Origin of the sequence: Rhodococcus sp. WB1 (genome assembly GCF_001700945.1) — a bacterium.
Lineage (GTDB): Bacteria > Actinomycetota > Actinomycetes > Mycobacteriales > Mycobacteriaceae > Rhodococcus > Rhodococcus aetherivorans.
Window position 1 is genome coordinate 2,602,940 of record NZ_CP015529.1, and the last position, 16,691, is coordinate 2,619,630.

General features: G+C 70.8%; 16 protein-coding genes. 5 read left to right on the plus strand and 11 right to left on the minus strand.

The window, feature by feature from the left end; all coding sequences use genetic code 11:
• Positions 1–188: 188 nt before the first annotated feature.
• Positions 189–734, minus strand: a complete 546-nt coding sequence (locus tag A4U64_RS11425) for an Rv1476 family membrane protein (protein WP_006939285.1) — start codon at positions 732–734, stop codon at positions 189–191.
• 257 nt (positions 735–991) lie between these two features.
• On the opposite strand from A4U64_RS11425, the gene acnA reads away from it, so the two are divergent.
• On the plus strand, positions 992–3,796 hold the full coding sequence (gene acnA, locus A4U64_RS11430; protein ID WP_065922572.1) for an aconitate hydratase AcnA: 2,805 nt from the start codon (positions 992–994) through the stop codon (positions 3,794–3,796).
• Positions 3,797–3,893: 97 nt separating this feature from the next.
• A complete protein-coding gene (locus tag A4U64_RS11435) occupies positions 3,894–4,466 on the plus strand; it encodes a TetR/AcrR family transcriptional regulator (protein ID WP_006939281.1) in 573 nt (190 codons plus the stop codon).
• Positions 4,467–4,471: 5 nt separating this feature from the next.
• Here the strand turns inward: A4U64_RS11435 and A4U64_RS11440 are convergent, their stop codons facing one another.
• A complete protein-coding gene (locus tag A4U64_RS11440; protein WP_006939279.1) occupies positions 4,472–4,717 on the minus strand; it encodes a helix-turn-helix domain-containing protein in 246 nt (81 codons plus the stop codon).
• A gap of 154 nt (positions 4,718–4,871) precedes the next feature.
• Positions 4,872–6,500, minus strand: coding sequence for an ABC-F family ATP-binding cassette domain-containing protein (locus tag A4U64_RS11445; protein WP_006939277.1), 1,629 nt, complete (start codon positions 6,498–6,500; stop codon positions 4,872–4,874).
• 125 nt (positions 6,501–6,625) lie between these two features.
• On the opposite strand from A4U64_RS11445, the gene A4U64_RS11450 reads away from it, so the two are divergent.
• From A4U64_RS11450 to ku, 3 genes are read left to right on the plus strand one after another with little or no spacing between them, the layout of a single operon-like run.
• A complete protein-coding gene (locus A4U64_RS11450; RefSeq protein ID WP_043798805.1) occupies positions 6,626–7,414 on the plus strand; it encodes an SDR family oxidoreductase in 789 nt (262 codons plus the stop codon).
• A gap of 3 nt (positions 7,415–7,417) precedes the next feature.
• Entirely contained in the window at positions 7,418–8,527 is a 1,110-nt protein-coding gene (locus tag A4U64_RS11455; RefSeq protein WP_006939274.1) for a lycopene cyclase family protein, read from the plus strand.
• Between the two features lie 52 nt (positions 8,528–8,579).
• Positions 8,580–9,557 carry a non-homologous end joining protein Ku gene (ku, locus tag A4U64_RS11460; RefSeq protein WP_043798807.1) on the plus strand — a complete coding sequence of 326 codons (978 nt, stop codon included), beginning with the start codon at positions 8,580–8,582 and terminating at the stop codon, positions 9,555–9,557.
• A 63-nt stretch (positions 9,558–9,620) separates the two neighbouring features.
• Here the strand turns inward: ku and A4U64_RS11465 are convergent, their stop codons facing one another.
• The 8 genes from A4U64_RS11465 to A4U64_RS11500 form a co-directional block, all read right to left on the minus strand.
• Positions 9,621–10,097: a MarR family winged helix-turn-helix transcriptional regulator gene (locus tag A4U64_RS11465; RefSeq protein ID WP_029543656.1), complete on the minus strand. Its 477-nt coding sequence runs from the start codon at positions 10,095–10,097 to the stop codon at positions 9,621–9,623.
• 8 nt (positions 10,098–10,105) lie between these two features.
• Positions 10,106–10,486 carry a metal-sulfur cluster assembly factor gene (locus A4U64_RS11470; protein WP_006939268.1) on the minus strand — a complete coding sequence of 127 codons (381 nt, stop codon included), beginning with the start codon at positions 10,484–10,486 and terminating at the stop codon, positions 10,106–10,108.
• Positions 10,486–10,983: a Fe-S cluster assembly sulfur transfer protein SufU gene (gene sufU / locus A4U64_RS11475; RefSeq protein ID WP_006939267.1), complete on the minus strand. Its 498-nt coding sequence runs from the start codon at positions 10,981–10,983 to the stop codon at positions 10,486–10,488. The genes A4U64_RS11470 and sufU overlap by 1 nt, the downstream gene beginning before the upstream one ends.
• Positions 10,983–12,236, minus strand: coding sequence for a cysteine desulfurase (locus A4U64_RS11480; protein ID WP_006939266.1), 1,254 nt, complete (start codon positions 12,234–12,236; stop codon positions 10,983–10,985). Before A4U64_RS11480 ends, sufU begins: the two co-directional genes overlap by 1 nt.
• Positions 12,237–12,250: 14 nt before the next feature.
• On the minus strand, positions 12,251–13,051 hold the full coding sequence (gene sufC, locus A4U64_RS11485) for a Fe-S cluster assembly ATPase SufC (protein ID WP_006939265.1): 801 nt from the start codon (positions 13,049–13,051) through the stop codon (positions 12,251–12,253).
• 44 nt (positions 13,052–13,095) lie between these two features.
• Positions 13,096–14,331 (minus strand): Fe-S cluster assembly protein SufD, encoded by a 1,236-nt coding sequence (gene sufD, locus A4U64_RS11490; protein ID WP_065922573.1) that lies wholly within the window; start codon positions 14,329–14,331, stop codon positions 13,096–13,098.
• Entirely contained in the window at positions 14,332–15,777 is a 1,446-nt protein-coding gene (sufB, locus tag A4U64_RS11495) for a Fe-S cluster assembly protein SufB (protein WP_006939262.1), read from the minus strand. It abuts the gene before it with no gap.
• An 89-nt stretch (positions 15,778–15,866) separates the two neighbouring features.
• A complete protein-coding gene (locus tag A4U64_RS11500) occupies positions 15,867–16,646 on the minus strand; it encodes a helix-turn-helix transcriptional regulator (protein WP_065922574.1) in 780 nt (259 codons plus the stop codon).
• Between the last annotated feature and the right edge of the window lie 45 nt (positions 16,647–16,691).

A 16,691-nucleotide genomic window follows, 5' to 3' on the forward strand; every position in this document is an offset into this window, starting at 1 on the left:
CGCACCGCGACCCGACTCCGGGTATGTGTGACACCCCTTCCCCAAGAGCGCCAAGTGCACCGTACGACACTTTGCACCCCGAGGAAACTCCAGTCACAAATAACAGAAGGGTAATTCGACCTGTGTCAACGCCCTGAACTGTGACGACGGCCACAGTGGTGGCCGGGAAAATTCTCGGTGCGGTCCGGTCAGCGGGCGGGCCGGTCGGCAGCGACCGTCTCCGCCCCGCCGGTGTCGCCGCGGCGACGGACCGCCTTGGCGAGGTACGTCGCCCCCGCCGCGCCCGCGACCGCGAGCAGCAGCAGCACCGTCAGCAGCGTCCAGGGCGGCGCGGGCTCGGTGAGTGCGTCGACGAAGTTGGACGCCGAGACGACCGGATCGCCGGTGTAGGTGCGGTCCTGCGCGGACTCGAGGAGCACCCGGTCGATGCTGTCGCTGTGGGCGCCGGCCCAGCCGGGGCTCAGCACGAGCACGGTGCCGCCGTCCTCGCCGGCGACGTCGGTCGCGAGGTCGCGCAGTTGCGAGTCGAGCCGGGGATCGCGGTCGAGCACGACGATGCTCAGGTCGATGCCGTGCTGTTGCGCGCGTTCGACGACGGCGACCAGGTCGTCGACGCGGTCCGGGGGTGCCGAGACCTGGTCGTCGGCGAGATCGGCGAGGACCTGCTCGAGCGAGACACCCGGGGGGAGGTCGGTGGCCGACGGTGTCAGGACACGTGACAGGGGCGCAGACATCTCTCTCCGTGGGGCTCGACGGCCGCCGCTCGTGCGGCGCCGTTCGTACCCTACGCGACGGCGCCGCGGCGGCGGCCGGACGCCGGATCGGCGGTTGTGTCCCATCGGTTCACAGGACAAGCGTACTGTTAGACTTGCCGCGAGACGCCTCCGACGCCGTCCGGCCCTGTTCTGCGGCCCGGCTCGGCTCCGGGGCCTCGCTTCGGCCGTCGACACAGCCCCGTCGGCGGCGAGCCTCATCGACGAGTGGAGCTGACGTGAGCACCAGTATTGATTCGTTCGGCGCCAAGGGGACGCTGGAGGTCGGAGAGAACTCCTACGAGATCTTCCGCCTCTCGGCCGTTCCGGGCACCGAGAAACTCCCTTACGCACTGAAGGTTCTCGCCGAGAACCTGCTGCGCACCGAAGACGGTGCGAACATCACCGCCGATCACATCCGCGCCATCGCGAGCTGGGATCCGTCGGCCGAGCCGAGCGTCGAGATCCAGTTCACGCCCGCCCGCGTGATCATGCAGGACTTCACCGGCGTGCCCTGCATCGTCGACCTCGCCACGATGCGCGAGGCCGTCGAGACCCTCGGCGGCGACCCGAACAAGGTCAACCCGCTGGCCCCCGCCGAGATGGTCATCGACCACTCCGTGATCATCGACGTCGCCGGCCGCGCCGACGCCTTCGAGCGCAACGTCGACATCGAGTACCAGCGCAACGGGGAGCGCTACCAGTTCCTGCGCTGGGGCCAGGGCGCCTTCGACGACTTCAAGGTCGTCCCGCCCGGCACCGGCATCGTGCACCAGGTCAACATCGAGCACCTCGCGCGCACCGTCATGGTCCGGAACGGCCAGGCCTACCCCGACACCTGCGTCGGCACCGACTCGCACACCACCATGGTCAACGGCCTGGGCGTGCTCGGCTGGGGCGTCGGCGGCATCGAGGCCGAGGCCGCGATGCTCGGCCAGCCGGTCTCCATGCTCATCCCGCGCGTGGTCGGGTTCAAGCTCACCGGTGAGATCAAGCCGGGCGTGACCGCCACCGACGTGGTCCTCACCGTCACCGAGATGCTGCGCAAGCACGGTGTCGTCGGCAAGTTCGTCGAGTTCTACGGCAAGGGCGTCGCCGAGGTGCCGCTGGCCAACCGCGCCACCCTGGGCAACATGAGCCCCGAGTTCGGCTCCACCGCGGCGATCTTCCCGATCGACGAGGAGACCGTGAACTACCTGCGCCTGACCGGCCGCAGCGACGAGCAGCTCGCCCTCGTCGAGGCCTACGCCAAGGAGCAGGGCCTGTGGCACGACGCGGATGTCGAGCCGCAGTACTCCGAGTACCTCGAGCTCGACCTCGGTGACGTGGTTCCGTCCATCGCCGGCCCGAAGCGCCCGCAGGACCGGATCCTGCTGTCGGAGTCGAAGAGCGCCTTCCGCAAGGACATCCACAACTACGTGGAGGAGCACCACCCGGCCGACCACACCCAGCTCGACGAGGCCGTCGAGGAGTCCTTCCCGGCGTCCGACCCGGTCGCCCTGTCCTTCGCCGACGACGGTGCCGTGAATGTCCAGTCGGCCGCGAACGGCTCCGAGGGCCGGCCGACCAAGCCGGTCAAGGTCGTCTCCGAGGAGAAGGGCGAGTTCGTCCTCGACCACGGTGCCGTCGTGATCGCCTCCATCACCTCCTGCACCAACACCTCGAACCCGTCCGTGATGCTCGGCGCCGCGCTGCTCGCCCGCAACGCCGTCGAGAAGGGCCTGTCGGCCAAGCCGTGGGTCAAGACCTCCATGGCCCCCGGCTCGCAGGTCGTCACCGACTACTACGAGAAGGCCGGCCTGTGGCCGTACCTCGAGAAGCTCGGCTTCTACCTCGTCGGCTACGGCTGCGCCACCTGCATCGGCAACTCCGGCCCGCTGGACGAGGCGATCAGCAAGGCCATCAACGACAACGACCTGACGGCCACCGCGGTGCTCTCCGGCAACCGCAACTTCGAGGGTCGCATCTCCCCCGACGTGAAGATGAACTACCTGGCGTCCCCGCCGCTGGTCATCGCCTACGCCCTCGCCGGCACGATGGACTTCGACTTCGAGCACGACGCCCTCGGCCAGGATGCCGACGGCAACGACGTGTTCCTGAAGGACATCTGGCCCTCCGCCCAGGAGATCCAGGACACCATCGGCTCCGCGATCAGCCAGGAGATGTACGTCAAGGGCTACGCGGACGTGTTCAAGGGCGACGAGCGCTGGCGTGGCCTGCCCACCCCGGAGGGCAAGACCTTCGAGTGGGATCCCCAGTCCACCTACGTGCGTAAGCCCCCGTACTTCGAGGGCATGCCCAAGACCCCGGCTCCGGTCACGGACATCAAGGGGGCGCGGGTGCTCGCGCTGCTCGGCGATTCGGTCACCACCGACCACATCTCCCCCGCCGGCAACATCAAGGCGGGCACCCCGGCCGCGCAGTACCTCGAGGCCAACGGTGTCGAGCGCAAGGACTTCAACTCCTACGGCTCGCGGCGCGGCAACCACGAGGTGATGATCCGCGGCACGTTCGCGAACATCCGGCTGCGCAACCAGCTCCTCGACGACGTCTCGGGCGGCTACACCCGCGACTTCACGCAGGACGGCGGCCCGCAGGCGTTCATCTACGACGCGTCGCAGAACTACCAGAACGCCGGCATCCCGCTGGTCGTGCTGGGCGGCAAGGAGTACGGCTCCGGTTCCTCGCGGGACTGGGCCGCCAAGGGCACCAGCCTGCTCGGCGTCAAGGCCGTCATCACCGAGTCGTTCGAGCGGATCCACCGCTCCAACCTCATCGGCATGGGTGTCGTCCCGCTGCAGTTCCCCGCCGGCGAGTCGGCCGCCTCGCTGAAGCTGAACGGCACCGAGGTCTACGACATCGAGGGCATCGAGAAGCTGAACGAGGGCGTCACCCCGAAGACCGTCAAGGTCACCGCGACCCGGGAGAACGGCGAGAAGGTCGTCTTCGACGCGGTCGTGCGGATCGACACCCCCGGTGAGGCGGACTACTACCGCAACGGCGGCATCCTGCAGTACGTGCTGCGCAACATGATCAAGGGCTGACGTCCGAGATCGGTTCACCGCACACGCAGTGCACCGGCGGCGGGCTCGGGACGTCTCGTCTCGGGCCCGCCGTCTCTTCCCCGAAAGGACGTTCGCGGTGCCCAAGGTCAGTGAGGACCACCTCGCCGCACGCCGGAGTCAGATCCTCGCCGGCGCGCGACGGTGCTTCGCCGAGTTCGGCTACGACGGCGCCACGGTGCGCCGCCTGGAGGACGCCACGGGACTGTCCCGCGGCGCGATCTTCCATCACTTCAAGGACAAGGACGGGCTGTTCCTGGCGCTGGCCCAGGAGGATGCGGCGCGGATGGCCGACGTCGCCGCCGAGCAGGGCCTCGTGCAGGTGATGCGGGACATGCTCGCCTCACCGGAGCAGTTCGACTGGCTCGGCACCCGGCTGGAGATCACCCGGCGCCTGCGCACCGACCCGGACTTCGCGAAGGCGTGGACACAGCACTCCGCCGAGCTGACCAAGGCGACCGTGGGCCGGCTCGAGCGGCAACGCGAAGCCGGCCGGCTGCGCGACGACGTGCCGACCGAGGTGGTGCTCAGCTACCTGGACCTGGTCCTCGACGGCCTCATCGCGCGGCTCGCCTCGGGCACCGCCGACAGCGAACTGTCGGCGGTACTGGACCTGGTCGAGGAGTCCGTGCGACGGACCGCCGCCGGCTGACCCGCTCAGGTCGAGGCGCGCGCCGCGCTCCGCCGGTTCGGTCCGCCCCGGCCACGCAGCGCTACATGGGACTCCACGAGCACGTTGTGCACGAACCCGTAGGAACGGCCCGTCTCCTGCGCCAGCGTCCGGATGCTCGCCCCGGCCTCGTAGCGGCGTTTCAGTTCTGCCTGGAGACGGTCACGCGATTCCCCCGTGACCCGTGTGCCCTTGGTCAGTACATTCCCGGCGTGCCCGGATTTGCGTGCCATCGGATCCTCCCGTCGGCTCGGCAAGGCCCCGCTTCCAGGCTAGTGGACGGGGCGAGGTGCCGGGAGGAATCGCGCAGGTCCGGGCCGCGGCCGCACCCCGCGCCGGCACGATCGGCTCCGGGTACTCCCGCGCACGGTCACGCAGGGCCGGACCTCACGCCAGCTGGATCAGCTCCAGGTACTCCTGCGACCAGTGGTCCTCGGAACCGTCCGGCAGCAGGATCACCCGCTCCGGATCGAGCGCCTCGGCCGCGCCGGGATCGTGGGTGACGAGCACGACCGCACCGGCGTAGCTGCGCAGCGCGTCGAGCACCTGCTCCCGCGAGACCGGATCGAGGTTGTTGGTCGGCTCGTCGAGCAGCAGCACGTTCGCCGCGGACGACACCAGTCCGGCCAGCGCCAGCCGGGTCTTCTCACCGCCGGACAGCGTCCCGGCCGGCTGGTCGAGCTGCGGGCCGGTGAACATGAACGCCCCGAGCAGCCCCCGCAGGTCCTGCTCCCCCGCGTCCGGCGCCGCGTGCCGGATGTTCTCCCACACCGTCGCGTCGTCGTCGAGGGTGTCGTGCTCCTGGGCGAAGTAGCCGATCTTCAGGCCGTGGCCGGGCGCCAGCCGGCCCGCGTCCGGGGTCTCCACCCCCGCGAGCAGGCGCAGCAGCGTGGTCTTTCCGGCACCGTTGAGACCGAGCACGACGACGCGGCTGCCCCGGTCGATCGCCAGGTCCACACCGGTGAAGATCTCCAGCGAGCCGTACACCTTCGTCAGGCTCTCGGCCATGAGCGGGGTCTTGCCACACGGCGCCGGCTCCGGGAACCGGATCTTGGCCACCTTGTCGGCCACCCGCACCTCGTCGAGCTCGGCGAGCAGCTTGTCGGCGCGCTTGGCCATGTTCTGCGCCGCGACGGCCTTGGTGGCCTTCGCGCCGAGCTTGGCCGCCTGCTGCCGCAGCGCGGACGCCTTCTTCTCGGCGTTGGCGCGTTCGCGGCGACGGCGCGCCTCGTCGGTGGCCCGCGCGTCGAGGTACTTCTTCCAGCCCATGTTGTAGATGTCGGCCTCGCCGCGCACCGCGTCGAGGAACCACACCTTGTTCACGACGTCGGCGAGCAGGTCCACGTCGTGGCTGATGACGACCAGGCCGCCGTCGTGGTTCTGCAGGAATCCGCGCAGCCAGGTGATCGAGTCGGCGTCGAGGTGGTTGGTGGGCTCGTCGAGCAGCAGGGTGGTGGTGGACTTGCCGGAGCCGTCGGAGGCGGCGAACAGGATGCGGGCGAGTTCGACGCGGCGGCGCTGACCACCGGACAGGGTGCGCAGGGGCTGGCCCAGGACCCGGTCCGGCAGTCCGAGGCTGGTGCAGATCCGGGCGGCCTCGGACTCGGCCTCGTACCCGCCGAGGGCCGAGAAGCGTTCCTCGAGCGACCCGTACTTGCGTACCGCCCGGTCACGGACGTTCTCGTCGACGGCCTCGGCCATGACGGCCTGCTGCTTCTCCATCGCGCGCAGGATCTCGTCGAGGCCGCGGGCGGAGAGCACACGGTCCTTGGCCAGGACGTCCAGGTTGCCCTCGCGGGGATCCTGCGGCAGGTAGCCGAGGTCGCCGGAGCGGACGACGGCGCCCGCGTACGGCTCGCCCTCCCCCGCGAGGATGCGCAGGGTGGTGGTCTTGCCGGCACCGTTGCGCCCGACCAGCCCGATCCGGTCGCCGGGCTGCACCCGCAGCGCCGGGCCCGGCGCCGAGAGCAGCGTCCGCACGCCGGCGCGGACTTCCAGATCGGTGGCGGTGATCACGCGTGAGGCTCCTCGGGGACGACTCGGATTGGCTGCCAATGATGCCGCAGGGGCAGGCGCACGAACCATTCATTTTACCGTGTCCACCCCGGGATGCCGGGGTGAGATGCGCTACGTTCGCCGGCATGACCACTTCCCCCGACACCTCCCCCGGCTCCGACCTCACGGGCCGCGCGGCGCTGGTCACCGGAGCGAGCCGCGGGATCGGCAAGGCGATCGCCGCGGCGCTGCTCGCCCGCGGCGCGAGCGTGGCACTCACGGCCCGCCACGCCGAGCCGCTCGCCGAGGCCGCCGGCGAGCTGCGCGCCCTCGGACACGGCGGGCAGGTGCTCGAGCTGCCCGGTAACGCCGGGGACGCCGACACCCGCGCCGAGGCGGTGCGCCGCACCGTCGCCGAGCTCGGCGGGCTCGACATCCTGATCAACAACACCGGCATCAACCCCGTCTACGGGGCGTTGATGGACGCCGACCTGGACGCCGTCCGCAAGATCTTCGACGTCAACGTCGTCGCCGCGCTGGGATTCGTGCAGCAGGCCTACCGCGCGTGGATGGCCGAGCACGGCGGTTCCGTGATCAACGTCGCGAGCGTGGCGGGCCTGCGCTCGACCGGCGTGATCGCCGCGTACGGGGCGTCGAAGGCGGCGCTGATCCGGCTGACCGAGGAGCTGGCCTGGCAGCTGGGGCCGGGCGTGCGCGTCAACGCGGTCGCGCCCGGGGTGGTGAAGACGAGGTTCGCGGCCGCGCTCGTCGCCGGCGGTGAGGACACCGCCGCCGCCCGATACCCGATGGGCCGCCTCGGCACGCCCGAGGACGTCGCCGAGCTGGTCGCGTTCCTGGTCTCCGATGCGGCCGGCTGGATCACCGGGGAGACTGTGCGGGTGGACGGTGGACTGCTGGCGACGGGAGCGATGTAGCGGGTGATAGACGCGGAGGTGCTGGTCGTCGGGCTCGGGCCGGCGGGGCGTGCGGTGGCACACCGGGCGGTCGCCGCGGGTCTCGACGTGCTGGCCGTGGACCCGCAGCCGGATCGGCCGTGGACTGCGACGTATGCGGCGTGGCTCGACGAGCTGCCGTCGTGGCTGCCCCCCTCGGTGCTCGCGGCGCGGGTGGACGAGCCGGCGGCGTGGACGGTGCGGCCACACCGGATCGAGCGCCCCTACGGTGTGTTCGATGCGTCGGCACTGCAGCGAAGCCTGGCGCTGGAGCCGGCGCGGGTACGGGCCGGCCGGGTGGACGCCGTCGCCCCGGATCGCGTCACCCTCGCGGACGGAAGCGTGCTGCGGGCCCGGAGCGTGATCGACGCGCGCGGGGTGCCCGCCGACCGCTCCCGCGCCCAGCAGACCGCCTTCGGGGTCACGGTCGACACCGCCACTGCCGCACCCGTGCTGGAGGGCCGCGCCGCCTGGTTCATGGACTGGCGGCGCGACAACCGCACCCGCTCCGGGGATGCGCCGTCGTTCCTGTACGCGGTGCCGCTCGGCGGCGGCCGGGTGCTGCTGGAGGAGACCTGCCTGGTGGGGCGGCCCGCCATTCCGCTCGCCGAGTTGCGGCGCCGCCTCGAGGCCCGGCTCGCCGCGCGCGGGGTCACGCTGAGCGGGACGGAGCCGGTGGAGCGGGTGCGGTTCGCCGTGCAACCCCCGCCGGGGTCGGCGCGCGGGGTGGCCCGGTTCGGCGCCCGCGGCGGGCTGATGCACCCGGGCACCGGCTACGCGGTGGCGGCGTCGCTGGCGGCGGCCGATCCGGTGGCGCACGCGCTCGCCGGGGGCCGCAGCGCCACGGCGGCGTTGTGGTCCCCGTCCGCGCGTGCGGTCGCGCAGCTGCGCGCCTCGGGGCTGCGGGTGCTGCTGGGACTACGCCCGGAACAGACCCCGGCGTTCTTCGCGGGGTTCTTCACGCTGCCACCGGAACGCCAGCGCTCCTACCTGTCGGGCCGCACCGACCTCGGCGGGACGGTGGCGGCGATGACCCGGATGTTCGCGACGGGTTCGCCGGCGTTGCGCGGGGCGATGCTGCGCGCCCTGTGGTGAGGAGTTCGCCCGGTTCCGCGCGGCGGGCGCCGATCTCGATCATGATGGAACCATGCGTTCGATCTGGAAGGGTTCCATCGCGTTCGGGCTGGTGAACGTGCCGGTGAAGGTGTATTCGGCCACGGAGAGCCACGACATCCGGTTCCACCAGGTGCATGCGAAGGACGGCGGGCGGATCAAGTACGACCGGATCTGCACCGAGTGCGGCGAGTCGGTGCCCTACGCCGAGATCGACAAGGCCTACGACTCCGACGAGGGCGTGCGGGTCGTGCTCGCCGACGAGGACTTCGACAAGCTGCCCGTCGCGGAGAAACACGAGATCCCGGTGCTGCAGTTCGTCCCGACCGAGCAGATCGACCCGATCCTGTTCGAGAAGTCGTACTACCTCGAGCCGGACTCGTCGTCGCCGAAGGCGTACACGCTGCTGGCCGAGACGCTCACGCAGACCGATCGCACCGCACTGGTGCACTTCACGCTGCGGCAGCGCACCCGGCTGGCGGCGCTGCGCAACCGCGACGGCGTGCTCGTGCTGCAGACCCTGCTGTGGCCGGACGAGGTGCGGTCGGTGGCGTTCCCGGTGCTCGACGACGCGGAGCCGCCGAAGCAGAAGGAACTGGCGATGGCGGAGATGCTCGTCGAGTCGATGGCCGACGACTTCCGTCCGGACGAGTTCACCGACGAGTACCAGGTCGAGCTGCGGTCGCTGATCGACGACATCATCGCCCGGGGCGGCGAGAAGGTGCTGCCGGTGACCCCGGCGGGGGAACCCGCCGCCGAGGACGCCGAGGTGCTGGACCTGGTGGCTGCGCTGCAGCGCAGCGTGGACGCCGCCGCGGCCGGCGACGAGTCGGGCGCGGCCGCGCCCGCCCGGGGCGCGGCGGCGAAGAAGACACCCGCCAGGAAGAGCGCCGCGAAGAAGACGCCGGCGAAGAAGACCACGGCCGAGAAGCCCACCGCGAAGAAGACGGCGGCGAAGAAGACCACCGAGAAGGCCCCCGCGAAGAAGTCCACCGCGCGCAAGCGGGCCTGAGGCCCCGGCACCGGCCGGGGCCTCAGGTGTCGGATGGGTGCCGGCCGCGGCCGGCACCACATCTCAGTCCAGTCCGTCGCCGAGGCGGCGCAGGAGCGCCGTGAGCTGCTCCACGTCGGCCGTGTCCCATGCGGACAGCCGGCGACGCCACCGCGCCGTCTGCTCGCGCTGCAACGCGGTCAGCCGCTCCCGGCCTTCCGGGGTGAGCGCCACGAGCCGCGCCCGCGCGTCCTGCGGGTCCGTCGTCCGCTCGACCAGGCCGAGCCGGGCGGCGGCGTCGATGCGCCGCGTCAACGTCGACTTCTCGATGGCGAGATCCGCGAGCAGCTCCGACATCGCCACCGCGTCGGCGCGGCCGAGCAGCACCAGCAGCGGGTAGCACGCCGGATCCAGCCGGGGGTGGACGGCGCGGGCCCGCTCCCCCATCTGTGCCCGGCCGCGGCGCATCAGCGCCATGAACTCGTGTTCGAGGGCGGTGATCGGATCCGGGGAGCTGCCGGCCCCCGGATCCGGGGGCGCCTGGGAGCTGGGCCGGGTCACCGGCCGCGTCAGACGGTGAAGCCGAGCGCGCGCAGCTGCTCGCGACCGTCCTCGGTGATCTTGTCCGGCCCCCACGGCGGCATCCACACCCAGTTGATGCGCAGCTCGTCGCACAGGCCGCTGCGGACGAGAGCGTTGCGGGACTGGTCCTCGATCACATCGGTGAGCGGGCAGGCCGCCGACGTGAGCGTCATGTCGATGGTGACGGCCTCGTCGTCCTCGGTGATGCCGTAGACCAGGCCCAGGTCGACGACGTTGATTCCGAGCTCGGGATCGACGACGTCGCGCATCGCCTCCTCGAGCTCCTCGAACCGCTCGGGGTCGAGGGTGGGAGCCGCGTCCGGGGCTGCGGCGGTGGTCTCGTCCGCCGGGGTCACGGGTTCGGTCATCAGTTCTGTCCTCCGCTGGCTACGGGTGCGGTGCTGTGAGTGCTGTGGGTGCTGTGGATGCTGTCGGCGATCTGCACGACGGCGTCCTTGAAGGCCATCCAGCCCAGCAGCGCACACTTCACGCGCGCCGGGTATTTCGAGACGCCGGCGAAGGCGATGCCGTCGCCGAGTACGTCCTCGTCGCCCTCGACGGTCCCGCGGCTGCCGACCATCTCCGCGAACGCGTCGACGGTGGCCAGGGCCCGGTCCAGCGGCTCCCCGATCACCTGGTCGGTGAGCACCGAGGTGGACGCCTGGCTGATCGAGCAGCCCTGCCCGTCGTAGGAGACGTCCGCGACGGTGCCGTCGTCGGCGAGATGCACCCGCAGCGTCACCTCGTCGCCGCAGGTGGGGTTCACGTGGTGCACCTCCGCGCCGTAGGGCTCGCGCAGACCCCGGTGGTGCGGGTGCTTGTAGTGGTCCAGGATGACCTCCTGGTACATCTGCTCCATCCGCATCAGCGCGCTCCGAAGAAGGCCTGGGCCCGGCGGATCGCCGCGCCGAGCGCGGCCACCTCGTCGAGCGTGTTGTACACGGCGAAGGAGGCGCGGGCGGTCGCCGCGACCCCGAATCGACGGTGCAGCGGCCACGCGCAGTGGTGCCCGACGCGGATCTCGACGCCCTCGTCGTCGAGGATCTGCCCGAGATCGTGGGCGTGGATGCCGTCGACGACGAACGACACCGCCCCGCCGCGCTGCTCGGCCGTGGTGGGGCCGACGATCCGCACACCGTCGATGCCGGCGAGTTCGGCGAGGGCCGCCGCGGTGAGCTCGTGCTCGTGCGCGGCGACGGCGTCCATGCCGATCTGCTGCAGGTACCGCACCGCGGCGCCGAGACCGACGGCCTGCGACGACATCGGTGAGCCGGCCTCGAAGCGCTGCGGCGGCGGCGCGAACGTCGACGCCTCCATGGTGACGGTTTCGATCATCGAGCCGCCGGTGATGAACGGCGGCACGTCGGCGAGCAGCTCACGGCGGCCGTAGAGGACGCCGACGCCGGAGGGGCCGAACATCTTGTGGCCGGAGAACGCGGCGAAGTCGACGCCGAGCGCGTGGAAGTCCACGCTCATGTGCGGCACGGACTGGCAGGCGTCGAGGACGACGATCGCGTCGACGGCCTTCGCGCGCCGTACCAGCTCCTCGACCGGCGCCACGGCCCCGGTGACGTTGGACTGGTGGGTGAAGGCGACGACCTTGACCCGGTCGGTGAGTTCGAGGGAGTCGACGTCGATGCGGCCGTCGTCGGTCACGCCGAACCAGCGCAGCGTCGCGCCGGTGCGCCGGGCGAGTTCCTGCCAGGGCACCAGGTTGGCGTGGTGTTCGAGTTCGGTGACGACGATCTCGTCGCCGGGCCCGAGGCGCCGCGGGAACCGGGCGTCGGCGAAGGCGTAGGCGACGAGGTTGAGCGATTCGGTGGCGTTCTTGGTGAACACCACCTCGTCGGGATCCGCGCCGACGAAGTCGGCGATCACGGCGCGGGCGCCCTCGTAGGCGTCGGTGGCCTCCTCGGAGAGCTCGTGCGCTCCCCGGTGCACGGCCGCGTTGCAGGTGGTCAGGAACGCCCGTTCGGCGTCGAGGACCTGCGTCGGGCGCTGCGAGGTGGCCCCGGAGTCGAGGTAGACCAGGGGCTTTCCGTCGCGCACCGTGCGCCCGAGGATCGGGAAGTCGGCCCGGATCCGGGCGACGTCCACCGTGGGCACCTGCACCGTCATCGGCTCACTGCTCCTTACTTGTCGGCACCCGCGGCCGCGGCGGCGGCCTGGGTGAAGCGCACGTAACCGTTGGTCTCGAGTTCCTCGGCCAGCTCCGCGCCGCCGGACTCGACGACGCGGCCGCCGACGAACACGTGCACGAACTGCGGCTTGATGTAGCGCAGGATGCGGGTGTAGTGGGTGATCAGCAGCACGCCGCCGTGCTCGCGTTCCTGGTAGCGGTTGACGCCCTCGGACACCACGCGCAGCGCGTCGACGTCGAGGCCGGAGTCGGTCTCGTCGAGGATGGCGATCTTCGGCGCGAGCAGGCCCAGCTGCAGGATCTCGTGGCGCTTCTTCTCGCCACCGGAGAAGCCCTCGTTGACGGAGCGGTCACCGAACGCCGGGTCGATGTCGAGTTCGGTCATCGCCGACTTGACCTCCTTGACCCAGTGCCGCAGCTTCGGCGCCTCGCCGCGGACCGCGGTCGCGGCGGTGCGCAGGAAGTTCGACATGGACACGCCCGGAACCTCGACGGGGTACTGCATGGCCAGGAACAGGCCGGCGCGGGCCCGCTCGTCCACGCTCATCGCGAGCACGTCCTCGCCGTTGAGGGTGATCGACCCGGAGGTCACCTCGTACTTGGGGTGGCCGGCGATGGCGTACGACAGGGTGGACTTGCCCGACCCGTTGGGGCCCATGATGGCGTGCGTCTCCCCGGACCGGACGGTGAGGTTCACGCCCTTGAGGATGTTGATCGGCTCGGCGTTGTCGTCGGTCTGGGCGACGCGGACGTGCAGGTCCTTGATCTCGAGGACGTTCTGCTCGGGGGACATGTCGGTAACGGTTCCTTCGCGAAGATGGGGAGAACGGGTGGGGGTCAGACGCCGACGGCGGCGAGCTCGGCCTCGATGGCGGCCTCGAGCCGCTCCCGGACGGCGGGCACGGTGATCTTCTCGACGAGTTCGTGGAAGAATCCGCGGACCACCAGGCGGCGCGCCTGCTCCTCGGAGATGCCGCGGGCACGCAGGTAGAACAGCTGCTCGTCGTCGAACCGGCCGGTGGCGCTGGCGTGACCGGCGCCGACGATCTCGCCGGTCTCGATCTCGAGGTTGGGCACCGAGTCGGCGCGGGCACCGTCGGTGAGCACCAGGTTGCGGTTCAGCTCGAAGGTGTCGGTGCCCTCCGCCTCGGCGCGGATGAGCACGTCCCCGATCCACACGGTGTGCGCGTCCGGCTTGCCGGAGCCCGGATCGCCCTGCAGGGCACCCTTGTACACCACGTTGGACTTGCAGTGCGGCTGCGCGTGGTCCACGAGCAGGCGCTGCTCGAGGTGCTGGCCGGCGTCGGCGAAGTACAGACCGAGCATTTCGGCGTCGCCACCGGGCGCGTCGTACCTGACGGTCGGCGACACGCGCACGAGGTCACCGCCGAGGCCGACGGTGAAGTGCCGCAGCACGGCGTCGCGGCCGAGGCGGGCGTGGTGGGCCGTCACGTGTACCGCATCGTCGGCCCAGTCCTGGATGGCGACGATGTTCAGGCGCGAGCTGTCGCCGAGGACGAACTCGACGTTCTCCGCGTAGGTGCCGGAACCGCGCTGGTCGAGGACGACGGTGACCGACGCGAACGGCTCGAGCCGCACCTGCAGGTGTCCGAACGCGACCTTCCCCTCCCCGGGGCCGGTGACGGTGATCGTGACCGGCTCGGTGACCTCGACCTCGCGGCCGACGGTGACGACGGTGGCGGTGGTGAAGCCCGAGTAGGCCTGGGCGGCGACACGGTCGGCCGGCACGCCGCCTTGGCCGAGGCGGGCATCGTCGCGGCCGACGGTCTCGACCTGCACCCCCTCGACGGGGGTGACCTCGACGGTGGTGGCGCCGTCGGCGACCGCGGTGCCGTCGTGCAGGCCCCGCAGCCGGCGCAGCGGGGTGAACCGCCAGGCCTCGTCGCGACCGGAGGGGATCTCGAAGGCGTTCACGTCGAACGACGTGAAGACCTCCCCCTTGTTGACGGCCGGCCCGCGGGCGGTCTTGATCGCGCGCCCGGCGGTGTTCTCCGAGCGCACGGCTCCCTGCACCCCGGTGGCGGTGGGGGTGTTCTTCGCTTCCGCAGTCATTTAGCCGACTGCCCCTTCCATCTGCAGTTCGATCAGGCGGTTGAGCTCGAGCGCGTACTCCATCGGCAGTTCCTTGGCGATGGGCTCGACGAAGCCGCGCACCACCATCGCCATCGCCTCGTCCTCGGTCAGTCCGCGGCTCATCAGGTAGAACAGCTGGTCGTCGGAGACCTTGGAGACGGTCGCCTCGTGGCCCATCGTCACGTCGTCCTCACGGATGTCGACGTACGGGTAGGTGTCCGAGCGGGAGATCTGGTCGACGAGCAGTGCATCGCACTTGACGGTCGACTTCGACCCGTGGGCGCCCTTGTTGACCTGGACCAGGCCGCGGTAGGAGGCGCGACCGCCGCCGCGGGCCACCGACTTCGACACGATGGTCGAGGAGGTGTGCGGCGCCAGGTGCAGCATCTTCGCGCCGGTGTCCTGGTGCTGGCCCTCGCCGGCGAACGCCACGGACAGCACCTCGCCGCGGGCGTGCTCACCCATCATCCATACGGCCGGGTACTTCATGGTGACCTTGGAACCGATGTTGCCGTCGATCCACTCCATCGAGCCGCCGGCCTCGACCTTGGTGCGCTTGGTGACGAGGTTGTAGACGTTGTTCGACCAGTTCTGGATGGTCGTGTAGCGGCAGTGCCCGCCCTTCTTGACGATGATCTCCACCACCGCCGAGTGCAGCGAGTCCGACTTGTAGATCGGGGCGGTGCAGCCCTCGACGTAGTGCACGGAGGCGCCCTCGTCGACGATGATCAGGGTCCGCTCGAACTGGCCCATGTTCTCGGTGTTGATCCGGAAGTAGGCCTGCAGCGGGATGTCGACGTGCACGCCGGGCGGGACGTAGATGAACGAGCCGCCCGACCACACGGCGGTGTTCAGCGCGGAGAACTTGTTGTCGCCGGCCGGGATGACCGACCCGAAGTACTCCTTGAAGATCTCCGGGTGCTCGCGCAGGCCGGTGTCGGTGTCGAGGAAGATCACACCCTGGGACTCGAGGTCCTCACGGATCTGGTGGTAGACCACCTCCGACTCGTACTGCGCGGCGACACCGGCGACGAGGCGCTGCTTCTCCGCCTCGGGGATGCCGAGCCGGTCGTAGGTGTTCTTGATGTCCTCGGGCAGCTCTTCCCAGCTCGCGGCCTGCTTCTCGGTGGAGCGCACGAAGTACTTGATGTTGTCGAAGTCGATGCCCTCCAGGTTCGAGCCCCACACCGGCATCGGCTTCTTCTCGAAGGTGCGCAGCGCCTTGAGGCGGATGTCGAGCATCCACTCGGGCTCGTCCTTCTTCGCGGAGATGTCGCGCACGACCGCCTCGGACAGGCCTCGCTGGGCCGTGGCGCCGGCGGCGTCGGAATCCGACCAGCCGTAGCCGTAGTGACCGAGGGACGCGATGGTCTCCTCCTGTGTCAGCGGCGCGCCGGCCGACGCCTGATCCGATGTGACGGTCATGTGAGCTCCTTCCGGAGTCTTGTTCGGTGCCGGCGAGGGCTGATCGCCGGCGGACAACGTGTTGCTCTGTCGGGGGAAGCGGGTCGTGCTCAGGTCTTGCCGATGTCCGGCGGCAGCACCGGGACGTGGGTGGTGCAGAAACTGTCGCCGTTGGCGATGGTCGCCAGCCGCTGCACATGGGTGCCCAGGATCTCGGTGAACGCCTCCCGTTCGGCCTCGCACAGCTCCGGGAACTGCTCGGCCACGTGCGAGACCGGGCAGTGGTGCTGGCAGATCTGCACGCCGGTGCCCACCCGCCGGGTCGACGCCGCGAACCCGGCGTCGGTGAACGCCGCCGCGATGTCCTCGGCGGTGGCCTCGATCTCGGTGGCGCTCCCGGACTCCGCGGGCGGGACCCCGCCGAGGATGGACTGCACGCGCCGCCGGGCGAAGTCCTCGACGGCGGCCTCGCCGCCGACCTCCCGCAGGTGCCGCATCGCAGCACTGGCGAGGTCGTCGTAGGAGTGTCCCAGCCGGGCCCGGCCCACCGCGGTGAGCTGGAATCGGCGCGCCGGCCGTCCCCGTCCCCGGCCCTCCCGCCGCGGCGGCGGAGCAGCCTGGGCCTCGCCGGTGTCGATGAGGGCGTCGAGGTGGCGGCGCACCCCGGCCGCGCTCAGGCCGAGCCGGGCACCGATCTCGGTGGCCGTGATCGGACCCTCCTCGAGCAGCAGCTGCACCACCGCCGCCCGGGTCTGGCCCTCGTGCGTGCCCGGCGCCTGGGTGACCGGGAACGCGGCGACAGGCGTGTGACCTGCGCGTTCCTCGTGCACCCGGGCAGCGGACGTCGTTTTCACAACACCAGTGTGACGGAATTCCCCGGGCCGGTCCACAAAGGGTGCCCTACCTAACTGCGGCGGGGCCCGGTTCCCGGCCCC